Origin of the sequence: Aneurinibacillus sp. Ricciae_BoGa-3, assembly GCF_028421645.1 — a bacterium.
Lineage (GTDB): Bacteria > Bacillota > Bacilli > Aneurinibacillales > Aneurinibacillaceae > Aneurinibacillus_B.
Map to the genome: position 1 here is coordinate 4,865,551 of NZ_CP116887.1, position 17,554 is coordinate 4,883,104.

At 48.3% G+C, this 17,554-nt stretch carries 15 protein-coding genes; 4 read left to right on the plus strand and 11 right to left on the minus strand.

Annotation, left to right across the window (positions count from 1 at the left end; genetic code table 11):
* Window positions 1-302: 302 nt before the first annotated feature.
* From PP175_RS24690 to PP175_RS24720, 7 genes are all read right to left on the minus strand, one after another.
* Window positions 303-1,361 carry a M20/M25/M40 family metallo-hydrolase gene (locus PP175_RS24690; RefSeq protein ID WP_272440828.1) on the minus strand — a complete coding sequence of 353 codons (1,059 nt, stop codon included), beginning with the start codon at window positions 1,359-1,361 and terminating at the stop codon, window positions 303-305.
* A 132-nt stretch (window positions 1,362-1,493) separates the two neighbouring features.
* Window positions 1,494-2,786, minus strand: a complete 1,293-nt coding sequence (gene larC, locus PP175_RS24695) for a nickel pincer cofactor biosynthesis protein LarC (RefSeq protein ID WP_272440829.1) — start codon at window positions 2,784-2,786, stop codon at window positions 1,494-1,496.
* A 32-nt stretch (window positions 2,787-2,818) separates the two neighbouring features.
* Complete coding sequence (larE, locus tag PP175_RS24700; protein ID WP_272440830.1) at window positions 2,819-3,649, minus strand: ATP-dependent sacrificial sulfur transferase LarE; 831 nt, start codon at window positions 3,647-3,649, stop codon at window positions 2,819-2,821.
* A 22-nt stretch (window positions 3,650-3,671) separates the two neighbouring features.
* A complete protein-coding gene (locus PP175_RS24705; RefSeq protein ID WP_272440831.1) occupies window positions 3,672-4,943 on the minus strand; it encodes a nickel pincer cofactor-dependent isomerase, group 22 in 1,272 nt (423 codons plus the stop codon).
* 13 nt (window positions 4,944-4,956) lie between these two features.
* Window positions 4,957-6,228, minus strand: coding sequence for an MFS transporter (locus tag PP175_RS24710; protein ID WP_272440832.1), 1,272 nt, complete (start codon window positions 6,226-6,228; stop codon window positions 4,957-4,959).
* 295 nt (window positions 6,229-6,523) lie between these two features.
* Window positions 6,524-7,687: a glycerate kinase gene (locus PP175_RS24715; RefSeq protein WP_272440833.1), complete on the minus strand. Its 1,164-nt coding sequence runs from the start codon at window positions 7,685-7,687 to the stop codon at window positions 6,524-6,526.
* A gap of 162 nt (window positions 7,688-7,849) precedes the next feature.
* Entirely contained in the window at window positions 7,850-9,007 is a 1,158-nt protein-coding gene (locus tag PP175_RS24720) for a sugar diacid recognition domain-containing protein (RefSeq protein ID WP_272440834.1), read from the minus strand.
* A gap of 112 nt (window positions 9,008-9,119) precedes the next feature.
* Here PP175_RS24720 and PP175_RS24725 point away from each other — a divergent pair, with 112 nt between their 5' ends.
* A complete protein-coding gene (locus PP175_RS24725) occupies window positions 9,120-9,926 on the plus strand; it encodes a DUF2935 domain-containing protein (RefSeq protein WP_272440835.1) in 807 nt (268 codons plus the stop codon).
* A 62-nt stretch (window positions 9,927-9,988) separates the two neighbouring features.
* Window positions 9,989-10,912, plus strand: coding sequence for a S66 peptidase family protein (locus PP175_RS24730; protein WP_272440836.1), 924 nt, complete (start codon window positions 9,989-9,991; stop codon window positions 10,910-10,912).
* A gap of 36 nt (window positions 10,913-10,948) precedes the next feature.
* Here PP175_RS24730 and hutH read toward each other — a convergent pair whose 3' ends face one another.
* A complete protein-coding gene (gene hutH / locus PP175_RS24735; protein ID WP_272440837.1) occupies window positions 10,949-12,451 on the minus strand; it encodes a histidine ammonia-lyase in 1,503 nt (500 codons plus the stop codon).
* Between the two features lie 456 nt (window positions 12,452-12,907).
* Between hutH and ptsG the strand changes: the two genes are divergently transcribed.
* Window positions 12,908-14,974, plus strand: a complete 2,067-nt coding sequence (gene ptsG, locus PP175_RS24740) for a glucose-specific PTS transporter subunit IIBC (protein WP_272440838.1) — start codon at window positions 12,908-12,910, stop codon at window positions 14,972-14,974.
* A gap of 54 nt (window positions 14,975-15,028) precedes the next feature.
* Here ptsG and msrB read toward each other — a convergent pair whose 3' ends face one another.
* Complete coding sequence (gene msrB, locus PP175_RS24745; protein ID WP_272440839.1) at window positions 15,029-15,997, minus strand: peptide-methionine (R)-S-oxide reductase MsrB; 969 nt, start codon at window positions 15,995-15,997, stop codon at window positions 15,029-15,031.
* A gap of 206 nt (window positions 15,998-16,203) precedes the next feature.
* On the opposite strand from msrB, the gene PP175_RS24750 reads away from it, so the two are divergent.
* On the plus strand, window positions 16,204-16,425 hold the full coding sequence (locus PP175_RS24750; protein ID WP_272440840.1) for a Rossmann-fold NAD(P)-binding domain-containing protein: 222 nt from the start codon (window positions 16,204-16,206) through the stop codon (window positions 16,423-16,425).
* A gap of 158 nt (window positions 16,426-16,583) precedes the next feature.
* Here the strand turns inward: PP175_RS24750 and qoxD are convergent, their stop codons facing one another.
* Window positions 16,584-16,916 (minus strand): cytochrome aa3 quinol oxidase subunit IV, encoded by a 333-nt coding sequence (gene qoxD, locus PP175_RS24755; protein WP_272440841.1) that lies wholly within the window; start codon window positions 16,914-16,916, stop codon window positions 16,584-16,586.
* A 3-nt stretch (window positions 16,917-16,919) separates the two neighbouring features.
* Complete coding sequence (gene qoxC / locus PP175_RS24760) at window positions 16,920-17,534, minus strand: cytochrome aa3 quinol oxidase subunit III (protein ID WP_272443368.1); 615 nt, start codon at window positions 17,532-17,534, stop codon at window positions 16,920-16,922.
* Window positions 17,535-17,554 lie beyond the last annotated feature (20 nt).

Here is a 17,554-nt window from a genome sequence, read left to right on the forward strand (position 1 = left end):
CCTAAGTTGCACTTATGCCGAAAGGTAAAATCGGAAACACCTTTCGGCCTGGGGAAAAAAAAGGTGCGGACATGCGCCTCACGATGCTTTTCTTGGGTGTTTTGGGACCGAAGGTCCCATTTAAAAAATCGTTCAAGGCAATTCAACACTGTGAAGCACATAAATTTTGCATGTGGTTAAAGAGAAAGGGACCTATCAGTCCCAGCAGAAAATAACTTTATACTTTAAAGCGGAACATACTTATAAGATAAAAAACAGCAGGCCCGGATGGATCATCCTTGCTGCTGCCTTGTATTCCACGGTTAATCTTCTAATGGCTTGAGACCTTCCTTACCGGTTAAATTTAAAATCATATCTATCAGAAGCGCAATTTCCTGCTCCATGTCATGCAGGCTGGCTGTTTCAACAGGTGAATGCATGTAGCGAAGAGGAAGGGAAACGAGCGCTACCGGTACGCCCTTGCCCGTTAAGCGCAGTTTATCGGCATCTGTCCCTGTTGAGCGCGGGGTTAGTTCGTATTGCAGTGGGATACCAAGACGCCGCGCGCTTTCTTCCAGCAGCTTATTGATTTTGCGGTTTACTGGCGCACCCTTTGCAAGTACTGGGCCCTCCTCAAGGTTCACCAGGCCATATTTGTTGGTGTTAACACCCGGATAATCGGTTGCAAATGTTACATCAACCGCAATCGCCATCGTCGGCATAACCGCGGATCCGGCAAAATAAGCTCCGCCCATGTTTGTTTCTTCATTCACGGTACTTACTGCATAGACGCCAACACTTGGCTGCTTCTGGGCAAGACTTCTCAATACCTCTGCAGCAATAAAGGCTCCGGTCCTGTTATCCAGCCCTCTGCCGCTGATTCGGCCGTTGAGCAAAAACTCAAGTTGACGCTTATACACCGCCATATCTCCGATTTGCACATACCGCGCTATCTCTTCTTTGCTTTTGGCCCCGCAGTCTATGTATAAGTCGGAAAATTCGAAGTCATCTTTTACGCCGCCATGGTGTTCAGCATTGGCCCCTATTACGCCGGTGATTCGCTGCTTCTCACCCAGTATTTCGACTTTCATGCCAATCGCAGGCTTGTGGCTTATCCCGCCAACTTTGTCCACATAGACAAAACCCTGTTCGTCAATGCGGTTGACAATAAAGCCGATTTCATCACAGTGTCCGGCAATAAGTACTTTAAAATCAGCATCCGGATTTAAAATACCGATGACATTGCCTGCCGTATCGGTCTCCATTTTGTCGGCGAATTGCTTTACATAGTTCATCCATTTCTTCTGTATCTCGACTTCCATACCGGAAGGAGAAGGTGTTGCCAACAAGTCCGTTAAAAATTGCTTTGCCTGTGCGTCCATTAATAAGCCCCGCTTCCTTATGAATTACTCTTAACAAAAGCAACGTATCCAGAACTAACATCATATCCAGAAAACACCTATTTTGCCAAGTCTTCTCTAATTTATAGGTTCTTACTCACTTTGCATTAGGCCTTAAAACTGTAAGGCTGCTGTGTACACTTTGTAGAATGGCACCCCATGCCGGATGGCCGCTTTTTTCACATCTTCATATTCCGGGATCTGCCTAATGACTTCGCCTTTCAAAATGGCCTGCTTTACGCTGACTTTCCCATACGGCGTATCGACGTATGTTAGATTGCGGTCCAGTATTCGCCTTGTGCACGGGATTTTTCTAACCCCAAGCGTGGTCGTCTCCATAAGCAGGATATCTTCAAACCGCTCGGCTTTTTCGGGAGAAGCAAGAACCGTAATCAGGGTGCCAGGGCGGTTCTTTTTCATGTAAACGGGCGTGTAATAGACGTCCAGGGCGCCTTCGTCCAGCAACCGCTCCATTACATAGCCAAAGCCTTCTCCGGTCATGTCGTCAACCTGTGCCTCCAAAATACAAAGGGACTCCCCCGGCTTTGCCCCGGCAGCTTGTATGCTGCCTTCAGTTCCGGCGGTGGGCATTTTCTCGACGAGGAGGGCGCGCAGTACATTTGGATGGCCAAACTCTTTGTCACCGGCCCCATAGCCAATGTGGAGAATCGTTGCCGATCCCAGCGTGCCAAACTCCTTCACAAGCGCTTTCAATATGCCGGCTCCTGTAGGGGTAGTCAATTCACCCTTAACATTAAGTTCAGCGAGTGGAATGCCTTTTAGAAGTTGTGCCGTGGCCGGCGCAGGGATCGGATACAAACCATGGGCCATTCTGACAAATCCGGAGCCCGTAGGTACATGCGATGCATAGATGTCCTCGATATCGAGACTTTCCAGTGCCAGACAGACACCGATAATATCGATAATAGAATCCATCGCCCCCACTTCATGAAAATGGACTTCATCGGTTGATATTCCATGGATTTTCCCTTCTGCCAGCGCAATCTCCCGGAAAATAGCCAGGCTTCTATCCTTAACGCGTTCAGGCAAATTACTGTGTTCGATCATATGAAGAATGGCAGATGCTTCACGATGCTCATGGTGGTGTGTATGCTCGTCTGCAGACTCAACATGATGGTGATGATTATGCTCATGGTGATGGTCAGGATCATGGTGATGGCCGCTATGTGTGTGTTCCGTCTGCTGTTGCTGCCCAAAGCATAGCTTGAGCTTTTTTGACGTAATGCCTAATTTATTTACTTCCTCAATCTCAAAAGTAAAATCATCCAGAGGCAGTTCTCTTAAGTGGCGGATAATGTAAGCAGGATCCGCTCCCAGGTCAATGAGCGCGGCCAGTGCCATATCCCCCGCAATACCTGAAATACAGTCCAGATACAGGCTAGGCATTGTTCTGCACCACCCCGCAAAATCCCTGGTCATCACGCGTGCTCATTGGCTTCCTCCTGCATATTCGAAAGCTTTTCATTCATCGAACCGGTGCGGTACCCCTGCAGGTCTAATGTGACATACGCAAACCCTTCTTCTTTAAGTATCGCCGTGATTTCGGGTGCCATGTGAATAACCCGCTCAAAGTCAGAAGGCGCTACCTCAATCCGCGCAATATCATCATGGTGCCGAATGCGAAGCGTTCGAAAGCCCATTCGGCGCAGCTTATCCTCGCCCCTATCCAGCTGTCTAATTTTATCGATTGTAATGAAGTTGCCGTACGGTATACGCGATGACAGACATGCAAAAGAAGGTTTGTCCCAATTGGACAGCCCCATTTCCTTCGCAAGCTGCCGAAGTTCTTCTTTATACAGCTCTGCTTCCTGGAGAACGCTTCGAACTCCGTTTTCTTTCGCCGCTTTACGCCCCGGCCTGTAGTCGCCCAGGTCATCCATATTCGCGCCATCGAGAATCCATGGAATGTCTTTTTCTTCCGCAAAATTATTTAGGCTTGTATAGAGGCCGGTTTTACAGTGATAGCACCGGTCAGGCTCGTTTCGGACAAACATTGGGTTTTCCATTTCGGCAATCTGGATAATTTCATGCCGCACCCCAAGTTCACGTGCAAGGGAGATCGCTTCTTCTAATTCCCGTTCTGGAAATGTTTCGGAAGCGGCAGTTACTGCCAGTACGTTATCCCCCAGCTCTTGCGCAGCCCGGGCTAAAACAAAAGTGGAATCAATGCCTGCGGAGAAGGCAACAATTGCTTTGTCCATGCCTCTTAATAGTTGGCCCAGCCGCTCATTTTTTTCTTGAAGATTCATACTTCTCCCTCCTCAAACCGTTCTATTTCTCGTCAACATGCCACTTGGCAAAATATCCGTCCTGATTAAACACCATTTCTTCCGGTTCCCGGACAACTTCTATATGATCCAGCCCTCTTAATTCGGGAAGGAGGGATTCGGACACATAGATGTACTCCAGATGCAGCGTATCCGGTATCCGGATAAAACGCGCGTTTTCCGGTTGCACACCCCAATTGGATCGCAGAGCCGTCTGAATGGCTGCCCGGTCATTTTCAAGCACAATCGGGATCGCGGCCCGGCTGAGAAAGGAACTTGTGATCACATTCTCATTCATCTTCTGGTAATCGATCACATCAAAAAGTCGCTTCGTGGTCAGATCAGCCAGCCCAATCCCCAATGCATTCCCATGTGATTCTTCACTCAAATTGCTGGCGACAATGTATTTGATTCGGGGAGATTCAGGTTCTTTAACCCCAAGAATGCGTATGCGGCCGATTATGTTCGTATCCATGCCTGTCCCGCTGTAGTTCTTTCCGATCTCATCAACCAGAAGAATATCGATATCTTCTACAGGCAGTTTCGGCATCAAGGCAGCAGATTCCTGCAGAAGTTCAGCTTCCCGCTCCCGAATTTTTTCTGTCGGAACCGCTTCAATCTTTGCGGTCTGTTCGAAGGCGTTTTCAGTAATGGCAACCCCGCATAACACATTTGCTTTTTCTAACACAACAGCGGCGACCTCAGGCATAAGATCACGAATTCCGTGCACTCCATAACTGTGGATGAGAAGCGCCTGTTTATGCTTGCCGAGCCCGATGGCTGCCATTTTCATTAATCCGCTTTCAATATGGATGGGCGATTTAAAATCGGTATGAACCTTTACCCGCCCCATCAGCAGAATGCCATCAGCTTCATGCGCATTCCGATCAATGTAGACGGGCATACCGGCAGGTGTCTCGCCAATCTGCACGACATCCATTGATGAAAGTACGGGGGCGCCGCAGAATTCCTCTGTGACGCCTAGGCTATGGAGCACCTCCACCTGGCCTTCCGCCGTTGCGCCGCCATGGCTGCCCATGGTGGGAACGATAAAGGGCGATGCACCCAGTTTTTTTAATTCTGCCACAGCTGCCCGGATAATGACCGCGATGTTTGCGATCCCCCGGCTTCCGGCCGTGATCGCCACCCTCATGCCCGGTTTAATGGTTTCCTCAATATTCACCGCTGACAGCTGCTCTGCCATGGCAGCGTCAATGTCAGAGACTACAGGTCCCTTAAAATGCTGTTTAATAAGCGCAATCTTCGGTAAACTCACCACCCTGCCTCCTTTACTGCCCTATGGCTTTTTTCTCGTTGTTTGGCTGCTGATAAATAGGCCCGCTTTTTAGGGAACGGCCCAAAATAGCGGTTACAATCGCTGAGACGATGAGACAGCCGGCAAGAAAATAAAAACCGGTATGATAATCTCCTGTAGCATCTTTAAGTTTACCAAAAATTGACGGGCCATAGTATCCCCCAAGGTTTCCAATTGCGTTTTGGAGGCCAAGCGCAGCGCCTACTATCGTAGCAGGAATAATAGCCGTTGGAATGGCCCACAGCGGACCGTACGGCGCGTACACCCCAATAGCCGTAATAGAGAGCAGAATCATTTTTGCAGCGGCAGAGTCAACAAACTGTCCGGCAATCATGCCTGCCGCCCCAATAAGTAGCGGGATAATCACGTGCTGGATTCGGTTCATCCGTTTATCGGACCAGATAGAGTTTACGAACATCCCTATTAACGCACAGGTGAATGGTATCGCCGTCAGCCAGCCCATCGTAACCGGATCCTTCGTGAAGGACTTAACCACGCTCGGTACCCAGAGCGTATAGCCATAAAAACCGGTCATCCAGAAAAAGTAAGTTACGACAAGTCCCCATACCGTACCGTTTTTAAAAGCGGCTCCGTAACCGTCGGACTTAATGGCTTTCTTCTGTTCTTCCGCTAATTCCTTCAGTAGCGCCTTCTTCTCCGCTTCGCCCATCCACTTCGCATCTGCTGGTCTGTCTTTGACAAAGGCGAGCCAGACAAACGCCCAGACAAACGGTGGAAGCCCTTCAATGATAAAGACTGTTTTCCAATCAAAATGCGCAAGCAGTACACCGGACAGCGGCGCCATAATCACCGCTGAAAAAGGCAGGCATGCCATCCAGAACGCATTCGCGCGTGCCCTTTCTTTGGTGGTGAACCATGAAGCCAACAGCACAAGCACAGCCGGCCATACGCCGCCTTCCGCCACGCCAAGGAAGAAGCGAATCACTTTCAGCTGTGTTTCGTTCTGTACGAACCCGCATGCTGATGCAAATACTCCCCACACAATCATAAGAATAAATACAAATTTCTTAGCTGACCAGCGAGATGCAAGAATCCCGCCCGGAATCTGCAGAATCATATAACCCCAGAAGAAAATACCGGCAATATCACCAGCGGAGCCGGCCGATAAATGCAAATCTTTTTCCATATATGGAATCAGGACGCCCACGTTAATTCTATCCATGTAGGCGAGCATATACATAACGAAAGCCACTGGAATGATTTTCGCCCATTTAGAAGTTTCCACTACAATTCCCCCTTTTTTTAACTAATGGCATGAAGCGCTTTCAAATTTAGCAACATACACTTCGTAATATTCGATGAAAGAATCCAAAAACGCAACCGCTTACAATCTCTTAAGAAGTGAACCATCCATAGAGTACCAGCGCCAAAATAGTTTCAAATAAAAACACTTCGTGAGTGAATCTCTCCTTTCTTGTGTAACAATGTGAACAAAAATGTTTAATTTTAATAAAAAAATACTCTAATTAGTCGAAAAGTTCAATACCAGACTTAAAAAACGTTTAAATTTTAAACATTCATTACGATTGATAAGGAGCATCCAGCTTCTGTTTGCTTACAGCTCTCCAGAACTTTGCCAGGTTATAAGATGTCCGGTACATGTAGTTGAAGGCATTTTCGAAGGCATCAGCGAGACTTAGAACCCCTGGGACAATGCTGAAAACACAATCAATGCCGTGTTCATAGACTGCTGCACTATCCTCTGATACATTGCCAGCAATCGCCAAAACGGGAATCCCATATTTTTTGGCAACAGACGCAACACCAATCGGCGTCTTTCCATAAGCGGTCTGGCCATCAATCTTTCCTTCACCGGTAATGACGAGAGAAGCTCCCTGCACATATTTCTCAAGCTCAACGGCCTCCAAAACAATCTCCACGCCTCTCTTTAAGCGAACCGGGAGAAATGCAAGCAGCCCGGCTCCAAGCCCGCCAGCCGCTCCTGCGCCAGGTATATCCCGTACACTTTTTCCAAGCTGCCGCTCGATGACTGAAGCATAGTGTCCGAGATTTCTATCAAGCACATCGATCATTTCAGGGGTTGCGCCCTTCTGCGGTCCAAAAATGGCGGAAGCTCCCCTTGGTCCAGTCAATGGGTTATCGACATCACACGCCACTTCGATATCAATCTGGTATAACTGGCTGTCCAATCCTGAGAGGTCTACGGCCGCAAGCTGGTCAAGCGATCCTCCACCCGGCCCTAATTCTTTTCCCTCTCTATCAAGCAAACGGCCGCCCAAAGCCTGCACCATGCCTGCACCGCCATCATTCGTGGCGCTGCCGCCTATCCCAAGGATGATGTGGGAAACGCCATGATTTATTGCTTCTATCATAAGTTCGCCTGTTCCCTGCGTTGTTGTAATTAGGGGATTTCGCTGATCCGGCGGGACAAGATGAAGCCCGGATGCAGCCGCCATTTCAATCACCGCGGTTTTTCCATCACCCGAGATGCCAAAGAAGGCTTCCACCGGCAACCCCAGCGGACCGGTCACCACCTTGGTTACAATGCGTCCCCCTGTCGCGTCAACAAGCGACTGAACGGTCCCTTCCCCGCCATCTGCCATGGGGACTTTAATTAACTCTGCATCTGGGAATACCTCCCGAAAGGCTTTCTCAATAGCACGAGCTGCTTCCAAAGAAGTCAAACTCTCCTTAAAAGAGTCGGGCGCAATTACGATTTTCATATATTGTTCATCCCTTTCCAAATGATTATAAGGCTTCTACTTTTCTCCTACCCCCTCATTGTAAACGCTATCTTTTTGTTTTTCATTGTTTATCCTGCTAAATATTAACCTGGAATTTAACTGCTCATTTGTGCAAATGACCAAGAAAAATATCCAGGCAGCTCACCTATCCAGACGGTAGAGCAGCATCGAAATGTACAGCTCAAACAAATCTTTTAAGTTTTTCAGGTCCTTTCCTGTTATCTCTTTGATTACACCCAATCGGTAACGAAGCGTGTTTCTGTGAATAAAAAGCCGTTCAGCCGTCAGATTAACATCGCCATTGGACGCAATGAATGCTTGAAAGGTTGCGGTCAGATCCCCTTTCCGATCATTGTCGATCAGCCTTTGATACGGGGATCGCAGAATGCCATGCTCGTCCATGCCAGCCAACCGGGATAACAGCACAGGAAGGGCCAATTCATGATGCAGGTAAAGCGCAGTCTGCGGCTGCACGACTCTTCCAGCATCCATGGTTCTTCTTGCAAGGTGATAGGATTTTGCTATTCCCTCAAGTCCTCCATGATAATCGCCAATCGAAATCTTGCACGAAACCCCGGGTATACTATCCAACTTCTGTGCGAGCCGTTTTGCAAAATGGATAGCATGATCCATTTCCCTGCCCTGTTCTTTATGCATGACTCGCTTGAGAAGCACAATGTCCATCAAAGGGGTGGTTGCCAGCAGATCGTCCAGATCCATGCTGTTCTCTATAAGAGAGACAGCCTTCTGCCGGGAAAGGCTCATGTTTTCCGGGCTTATATCTTCCGAACGGATGTCAATAAGAATGGCTATACGGGGAATTTCCAGGTTGATTCCGAGCCTTCTCGCACGATCAATAAACAACGGATCCGCCTGCGCCTCTCCATGAATGATCTGATTAATAACTTCCTCTTTTAAACGCTTGTCCCATTGAAGCTGATCCATTAGAAAGGATTGTGTAAGGATCATCTCCGCAGCCATTTTTACTAATTCGGCATAATTTCTGACCTCATTCGGAATGCCGGTTATACCGATTACGCCAGCGATTTTTCCGTTTACGGTTATCGGCAGGTTAATTCCCGGCCGAATCTTAAGGAGCCGGGCTTCTTCCTTGTTTATTTCTACCTTCTCTTCACTTTCGATTACAAGAAGCGCGCCTTTGTGAATCTGTCCAATCCTCTCCGGATCACTCGATCCCATGATGACCCCCCGCTGGTCCATTACATTAATATTCCGGTCAATTATGTTCGCGGTACGCTCAACAATCTCGTGCGCCAGCTGCTTATTCAAATATTCCATGATGCATCGGGGCTCCTTCTGCTTGTCTTATTCCAATCCTATCTTTCTATTATTATCGCAGAATGAACCTTTGTAGGCGAATGCACATATAGTAGGTGAGGGAGGGATTACTATGACAGATTACCAGGATACCGCGCTATTTGAGCATCGTTTCTGGCTGCAAATACTGGGCGATCACGCCCGCTTTATCCAACTGACATTGGCTGTTAAAGAACAGCAAGAAATCGCAAAGGCAGCCTACTTTATCCAGATATTTGATAACCTGCTGTCAGCAGCCCGCCAGCTGCCTGCTGACGATCAGGCCCTGGATCTGCTCACCCGGCAGGCGTATGCACAAGCCTGCCAGCTGCGGGCATTTAAACTGCACCTCTTAAGTCGGCACCTCATTGGCAAAATCGACATACAGCTTCCGCCCACTTTTATGAATCATATGGTTAACGAGCTGGATGAGTATATCCGAATTCTGTCCTTTCTTCTTAACGGTCAGACGCCGCCCGCCTGCAATCCTGTGTATCATCATCTGCTGTGGCTGCTAGACGCAGTAGGCCATGCTTCGACCATTACATGCTCCGTCGATATAGTGGAAAACGATATAAAGGAGAAAAGCAACAAATTCATAAGGAACTTCGAGCATCTATTTGAGAAGGCTGTTGAGTTCGCAGGTTATCTGCGCACGAACATTGATAGATTTCCGGCACTGTCCCGCCTGAACCGCCAGGCAGAGCTGGAAATGATCGTATTCCTTGAATTCCTAAACGAACTTGAGGAGATGAAGCTTACCGATCAGCTTCTCGGCGTATTGAATCCGCTGATGCCTGACCACATGGCGCGGGAGGAGTGCTATTATCTAACAAAACTTTCTGAGGTATCCGAAGTAGAGAAGCCGACCTGCATGCCGGATAAACCGCGTGTAGAATAAGGCATATTGCTCCCCTTGCTCCTATATCTATAACTAAAAGTATTGTAGGGGGGATTGGTAAGATGGCAACAGCTCCGCCTCTGCTGCGCAAGGGAGATACGATAGGGATCGTTACGCCTGGGAGCCCGCTCGCGGCGGAAACAATAAACGCGCGGATTGCTACGGTAAAGAGCATGGGCTTTAATGTGGTGCTTGGAAAATACGTATACGAAGCCACCGGTTTTCTTGCCGGTACTCCCGAACAGCGAGCTTCTGATTTAATGAGTATGTTTGAAAACAAGGCAGTAAAAATGATTTTACCTACTAGGGGCGGCGTTGGGGTACAAGGTATTCTTCCCTTTCTTGATTATGGGGTCATAAGGAACAACCCTAAGATTATAACCGGATACAGCGACGATACGATTTTGCTCAATGTTTTAAATCTGTTTACAGGACTGATAACGTTCCAGAGCCTTCTGCTGATTGATTTTCGACCCGATACACCGGAATATAACTTCAGCCAGTTCTTTACTGCCGTCACCTCTACGGCTTCTCCCAGGCAAATTCAGAACCCGCCGGGAAGGGCAATGGTAAGCCGTGTTCCGGGGAATGTGATCGGTCCTCTTGTGGGCGGAAACCTGACTTCATTCGTCGGGTCACTGGGAACGCCTTATGAAATCGATACAACGGGCAGAATTCTTCTTATAGAGGAAACGCATGCTCCGATTAACACCGTATACCGCTATCTGCTTCAGCTTAAGACTGCGGGCAAATTTGATGAGTGCCTGGGTATCATTATGGGTGAGTGTACGGGATGCGAAGCCGCGTACGGTGTGACCTATAACCAGTTGATCGACTCGTTTGTTGTACCGCTTGGCAAGCCGCTGTTGACAAACGTCGCAACCGCCCACGGGCGTTTTAAAGCCGCGATGCCCATAGGCGCAACCGTTAATTTAAATGCTGATAATGCCACATTGACCGTGCTGGAGCCGACTGTGAGCTCCTAAAGCACGGCCTTTTTTGTCAGGCAATCGGCCCGCAATTTATTGCCCCGCAAGCCTTTCCACTGGCGTTGCTTTCAGGAACTTCTCAACCGCCGCAATATCGTTGGCGAAGACCCGGTCCTGCGTGAGCGGCAGCGAAACTTTTCTCCCTAGCGTATAAAGATTGCGGGTGGCACGCCCCATTTTTTCGATCTTCCGATACTCGACCGCCTGCATGGCACAAATTAATTCGATCGCCAGCACACGCCGGCAGTTCTGGATTACCTGGTAAGCATGCCGGGCACCAATCGTGCCCATGCTGACATGGTCTTCCTGGTTGCCCGATGACGGGATGGAATCCACACTTGCCGGGTGCGCCAGTGTTTTATTTTCCGAGACAAGGGAAGCGGCAGAATACTGGAGGATCATCGCACCGGATTGCAGCCCAGGCTGCGGGCTTAAGAAGGGCGGCAGGTCATTTAGCTGCGGATTCACGAGCCTTTCGATGCGTCGCTCAGAGATGCTGGCGAATTCCGCCATGGCAATAGCCAGAAAATCCATAGCCAATGCGATCGGCTGGCCGTGAAAATTGCCACCTGAGATGACCTTTTCCCCGTTATCAAAAATCAGCGGATTGTCGGTAGCCGCATTGATTTCTATTTCCAGTTTTTCTCTCACGTAGTTAAGTGCCTGCCAGGAAGCGCCATGCACCTGCGGGATGCAGCGGAGCGAATAGGCATCCTGTACCCTGATCTCGCACTGCGCTGTAACAAGCTGGCTGTCTGCCATGTATTGCCGCATTCTCGCAGCTACTGCAGCCTGCTCCGGATATCCTCTGGCGATATGCACTTCTTCCGCAAATGCGTCCCTAATCCCGCGCAGCCCCTCGATCGTCATCGACGCGATCAATTCGGACTGCCTCGCCAGTTGTTCAGCTTCCAGGTAGGCCACTACCCCGATTGCAGTCATGGCCTGTGTTCCGTTAATAAGCGCCAGCCCTTCTTTGGCGGACAGTACAAGCGGCTTTATCCCTTCAGCTTGTAAAGAATGGAGAGACGATACTACTTTTCCCTGGTAAAACACATGGCCTTCCCCGATGAGCGCGAGCGATAGGTGTGAGAGCGGTGCCAAATCTCCGCTTGCACCAAGCGATCCCTGCTCCGGCACCATAGGGTGTATGCGCCTATTTAGCAACGCGATCAGGATGTCTATGACATCTCTTCGTACCCCGGAATAACCCTTAAGCAGCGCGTTCGCCCGCAGGAGCAGCATAGCGCGGGACACAACCTCCGGTAACGGATCGCCCACCCCGCATGCATGGCTGCGTATCAGGTTAAGCTGCAGCCTCTCCACATCTTTTTGTTCAATCCGCACATCGCTTAATTTTCCAAATCCCGTGTTAATTCCATATACCACCCGGTTTTCCGCTACAATCTTTTCAACCGCCCGACGGCTGGCATGCACCCGCTCCAGGCTCTCCGGTGAAGCCTCCACAAGCTCGTTATCCCATATAACCGCCTCGGCTTCCTTCAGCGTAAGGGAATGTCCCTGTAACGTAATCACGGTGTCACCCTCCTTTTTTTGGATTGAAAAAGGGGACCGCTTTCTTTCACTTGATGATTTCGCCTATTACTAATCTATTCGCTTCTGTAGAGAGTGTGAACGATTGAATTCTCCTCTGCTGCCTGTCAAACTTTTACCCGCAATTGCTGGGTGCACACAGGTTCATAAAAAATGTGTTGCGCTTACATTTCACGTGTGCTATATTGATTTCACAGGATGATGAATTACATACAGCCATTATATTAATAATCCTAGTATAGATTCAGCATCGCACATTTTAATAGAATATTTACACGGCCTTCCGTGTTACTGATACGATCAGGCATGAGCGAAGGGAAATTAGAATGGAATCCTTATCATTAGGGGTTTCGCTATAATTCCTTCTAGCTCATGCCTTTTTGCGTTTCACCATCGGCTGGTTTGTGTAAATAGTTAGGAAACAAAGGGGGAAATCAAATGTTTAAGAAGATCTTTGGCGTTCTCCAACAGGTTGGTAAAGCGCTAATGCTTCCCGTCGCGATTCTGCCGGCAGCTGGTATTCTTCTTGCCTTCGGTAACGCGCTTCAAAATCCCGCTCTCTTGCAAAGGCTTACATTCCTGAACAGCCATGGTGTTCAAATGGTTGCCAAGGTAATGGAGCAGTCGGGCGGTATCATATTCTCAAATCTTGCCATACTGTTTGCCACAGGGGTAGCTGTTGGGTTAGCCGGCGGTGAAGGCGTTGCAGCCATTGCTGCGATTATCGGCTTCCTAATTATGAATACGACAATGGGCATCATCATGAATGTTACACCGGACATGGTCGCCCACGGCCAGGCGTATGCGAATGTACTTGGCATCAATACTCTGCAGACAGGCGTATTCGGCGGTATTATTGTCGGTATTCTTGCCGCTTACCTGTACAAGAAATTCTACAACATTGAACTTCCGCAATTCCTGGGCTTCTTTGCCGGGAAACGTTTCGTACCAATTATTACAGCCGTTTCAGCTCTTGTTCTCGGTATTATCATGACGATTATCTGGCCTCCGATTCAATACGGATTGGATTCGTTCTCCCATAACATGATCGATGCAAACCCAACACTTGCAGCCTTCATCTTTGGCTTAATTGAACGTTCACTGATCCCGTTCGGCCTGCACCATATCTGGTATGCACCGTTCTGGTTTGAATTTGGTTCTTATACAAACAAAGCCGGACAAGTTGTACATGGCGATCAGGCGATCTTCTTTAACCAGGTTAAAGACGGCGTCAAATTAACGGCAGGGACATTCATGGTTGGTAAGTTCCCATTCATGATGTTTGGCCTTCCAGCCGCAGCACTTGCCATGTACCATGAAGCAAAACCAGAGAAAAAGGCGCTTGTTGCCGGTATCCTTGGTTCTGCTGCGTTAACTTCTTTCTTAACAGGTATTACAGAACCAATTGAGTTCTCATTCTTATTCGTAGCACCGCTTCTGTTTGCAGTTCACGCCGTTTTTGCAGGTCTGTCCTTCATGATCATGCAGATTCTCAATGTTAAAATCGGTATGACATTCTCTGGCGGTGTGATAGACTACATTCTGTTTGGTATCCTGCCTAATAGAACGCAGTGGTGGCTTGTAATCCCTGTCGGTTTAGTGTTTGCGGTCATCTATTACTTTGGTTTCCGTTTTGTAATCCGCAAATGGAACCTGAAGACACCCGGACGTGAAGATGATGATGCAGTTGTTCAGGGCAGCGGCAATACAAATGCAGGCGCTCTTGCAGTTGGTGTGTTAGCCGGACTTGGCGGAAAAGAAAACATCAGCAACCTTGATGCATGTATTACGCGCCTTCGCGTTGCTGTAAAAGATCCAAAACAGGTCGATAAAGATAAACTCAAACAGTTGGGAGCTGCCGGCGTACTCGAAGTCGGAAACAGCATCCAGGCCATTTTCGGACCGAAATCCGATCAATTAAAAGAACAAATTAAAGATGTAATCGCAGGAAAAGTTCCGGTTGATACCGTTGATGCCACACCTGTTGTTAAGCTAGCCGTTACACCGGACACACTTGCTAAAGCGGATGAAGCTAAAAACGAGGCGATCGTATCTCCGCTGGACGGAAAAATCATATCTCTGGCAGATGTTCCTGACCAGGTATTCTCGCAAAAAATGATGGGTGACGGGTTTGCCATCGAGCCTGCTAATGGTGAAGTGGTTTCACCGGTAGACGGTACAGTTACAACGTTCTTCCCGACCAAACACGCACTCGGCATTGTGTCTGATGGCGGCCGTGAAATACTGGTTCACTTCGGTATCGACACGGTTAACCTGCAAGGTGAAGGATTTGAGGCGCTTGTTCAACAGGGTGATAAAGTAAAAGCAGGCCAGCCGCTGTTGCGCGTTGACCTGGATAAAGTAAAAGCGAAAGTCCCTTCTACCATTACACCGGTTATTTTCACAAACCTGGCACAAGGTGAAGAAGTCGTTGTGGAACCGGGTTCCCGCGTATCCCGCGGCGATAAAAATATTGTACAAATCAAGCAAGCTGTCTTGAAATGAGAAAAACGACCGTGCGGCTTTTCACAGCCAGCGCGGTCGTTTTTTTCTATATCCTTATTCAAAAAGCTTTTTATATTGGCCGTAGCCCTCTTTTTCGAGATCTTCCTTTGGTACAAAGCGTGTAGCGGCGGAATTGATGCAGTAACGAAGGCCGGTTGGACCCGGTCCATCATTAAAAACGTGCCCCAGGTGGGAATCTGCTTCCCTGCTTCTTACCTCTGTGCGAACCATGAAGTGGCTGAAATCCGACTTTTCCTTCACATTTTCTTCATGAAGAGGTTTCGTAAAACTAGGCCAGCCGCATGCGGAGTCAAACTTATCAAGGGAACTGAAGAGCGGCTCACCGGATACGATATCGACATAAAGCCCTTCGCGGTGGTTATCCCAGAATTCGTTCTGGAAAGGCGGTTCCGTCCCATTGTTTTGTGTAACCTCATATTGCAGGGGCGTCAACCTCTTTTTCAGCTCTTCTTTGTCCTTTTTCATACTCCAGTTCTCCTTAATAAAGTCTTCGCGCCCGGATCCCTTGCGGTAAAGTTTGTAGTGAAGTTCATTTTTCTTATGGTAATTCTGATGGTATTCCTCTGCCGGATAGAACGCAGACGCGGGCAGGATTTCGGTCGCTATCGGTTTACTAAACCGGCCGCTTTCCGCCAGCTCTTTTTTAGAGATTTCAGCTCTGCGTTTCTGTTCATCCGTATGATAGAAGATCGCGGTTCTATACGAAGAACCCCTATCATGGAATTGCCCGCCCGGGTCAGTAGGATCGATCTGCTGCCAGAAGATGCTCAGTAGCTTCTCATACGGGAAAACCTCAGGGTCAAATGTAATCTGTACGGCTTCATAATGCCCTGTTGTATCCGAGCATACTTCTTCATAAGTCGGATTCTCTTTATGTCCGCCTGTATACCCGGAGACAACGCGCTGAATGCCCGGCATTTCTTCAAACGGAGAGACCATGCACCAGAAGCAGCCTCCTGCAAAGGTTGCCTTCTCAAAATGCGGCTCTTTTTCGCTGCTCATCTTATCACTCCATTTCCATGCAGATGTATGCTGTACGTTTATTTTAGCATTAGACAACCAGAAAGACACGTCATGGAGTGTCAATCCTACTCGGTAGTTGCTTGTATGATTCTCTCAACTTGCTAAATCCCATGTTATATTATTATTAAGCAGCCTTACTTAATTTTTTTCTCAATTATTGACCGATGGACAATTAATAAGAAGGAGTGATTAAGCTGGCAAACCTTGCTCTCAAGGAATCCTGCTATGGGCAGAGCTGGAACATTCCAGGCGCCGGAGTTATAACGGGCAGAGAAATAATCCAGATTGCACAGAGCGAAGCAGGACGAAGAAGTTTCATCATTCCAGTAGGAAAGACAATGATGAAGACTGCCGGTTTCTTTAATCCATTTCTTAGAGAAGTAGCTGAAATGATTATCGTTAAATGATGGTACAAAAATAAGAAAAACATCGCGGGCATACCGCTCTATCCTTTCCCCTCATAGATGTCTCACGGCCGATAACCAACGAAAGCCCGCAGTATGTCCTCCCCTTTATACAGCGGGTGCACTTTGCGGGCTTTCATTTCTTACAGGCTTGCTGCTGCTTAAAATCGCTGATCCATGGCCACTTCCATAATCCATAGTGACCCGGCAACCACGGTGAATGCAATAAACAGACCGAAATAGATGGCTGTCTTCTTAACCCAGGCAGAATTGCCTTCATTCAGATGCATAAAAAGCAAAAGTTGAATAAACACCTGAATAATACCCAGAAATACGCTTATGGTAAGCGATATATTCACCGGAAGAGGCGAACTCAATACCAGCCAGAATGCGATAGCAGTGAGGACAAGAGAAAGAATGAATCCGATTACATACTCCCAAGGAAATCCTTTATGGCTCTGATTCCCGCTCTGTGTACTTTGCTGAGCTTCCATTGTTTATGTCACCTTTCCTGTCAAGTATACGGCGGTAAAGATAAACACCCACACAACATCGAGGAAATGCCAGTATATACTTACGATGAAGGCCTTTCTTGTTGTCCGCGGTGTGAGCCCCCGCTGAACCAACTGTATTACGACTGTAATCATCCAGAAAATCCCTAGTGTCACGTGTGCTCCATGGGTGCCAACAAGCAGGAAGAAGCTCGATAAAAAGGCGCTTCTGCTTAAGGTCGCCCCTCTGCTTACATAAGTGATAAACTCATTGAGCTCCATGCCCACAAAACCTGCGCCCAGAAGAAGCGTGATCACGAGCAGGACAATTAGCCCTTTCACACGGCCCGCGCGCATTTCGTGTACGGCGAGGCCGCTTGTAAAACTGCTGACCAGCAAAAGAAGGGTCTCAATGGCAAATGGCATTACCTCAAACAATTCGCGAGATGTCGGCCCTCCTGCCGTGCTTGCATGAAGGGTAAGGTAGGTTGCAAAGAGCGTAGAAAACAGGGCCAGCTCGGCGCCGAGAAACACCCAGAAGCCAAGGATCGTCAGCCTTCCTTCCTCTGTCGAGTACTCCAGCGGCACCCCTTTTGCCTGTGCCGGTTCATGATGATGAATCGAAGTTGTTTCAGAATTGG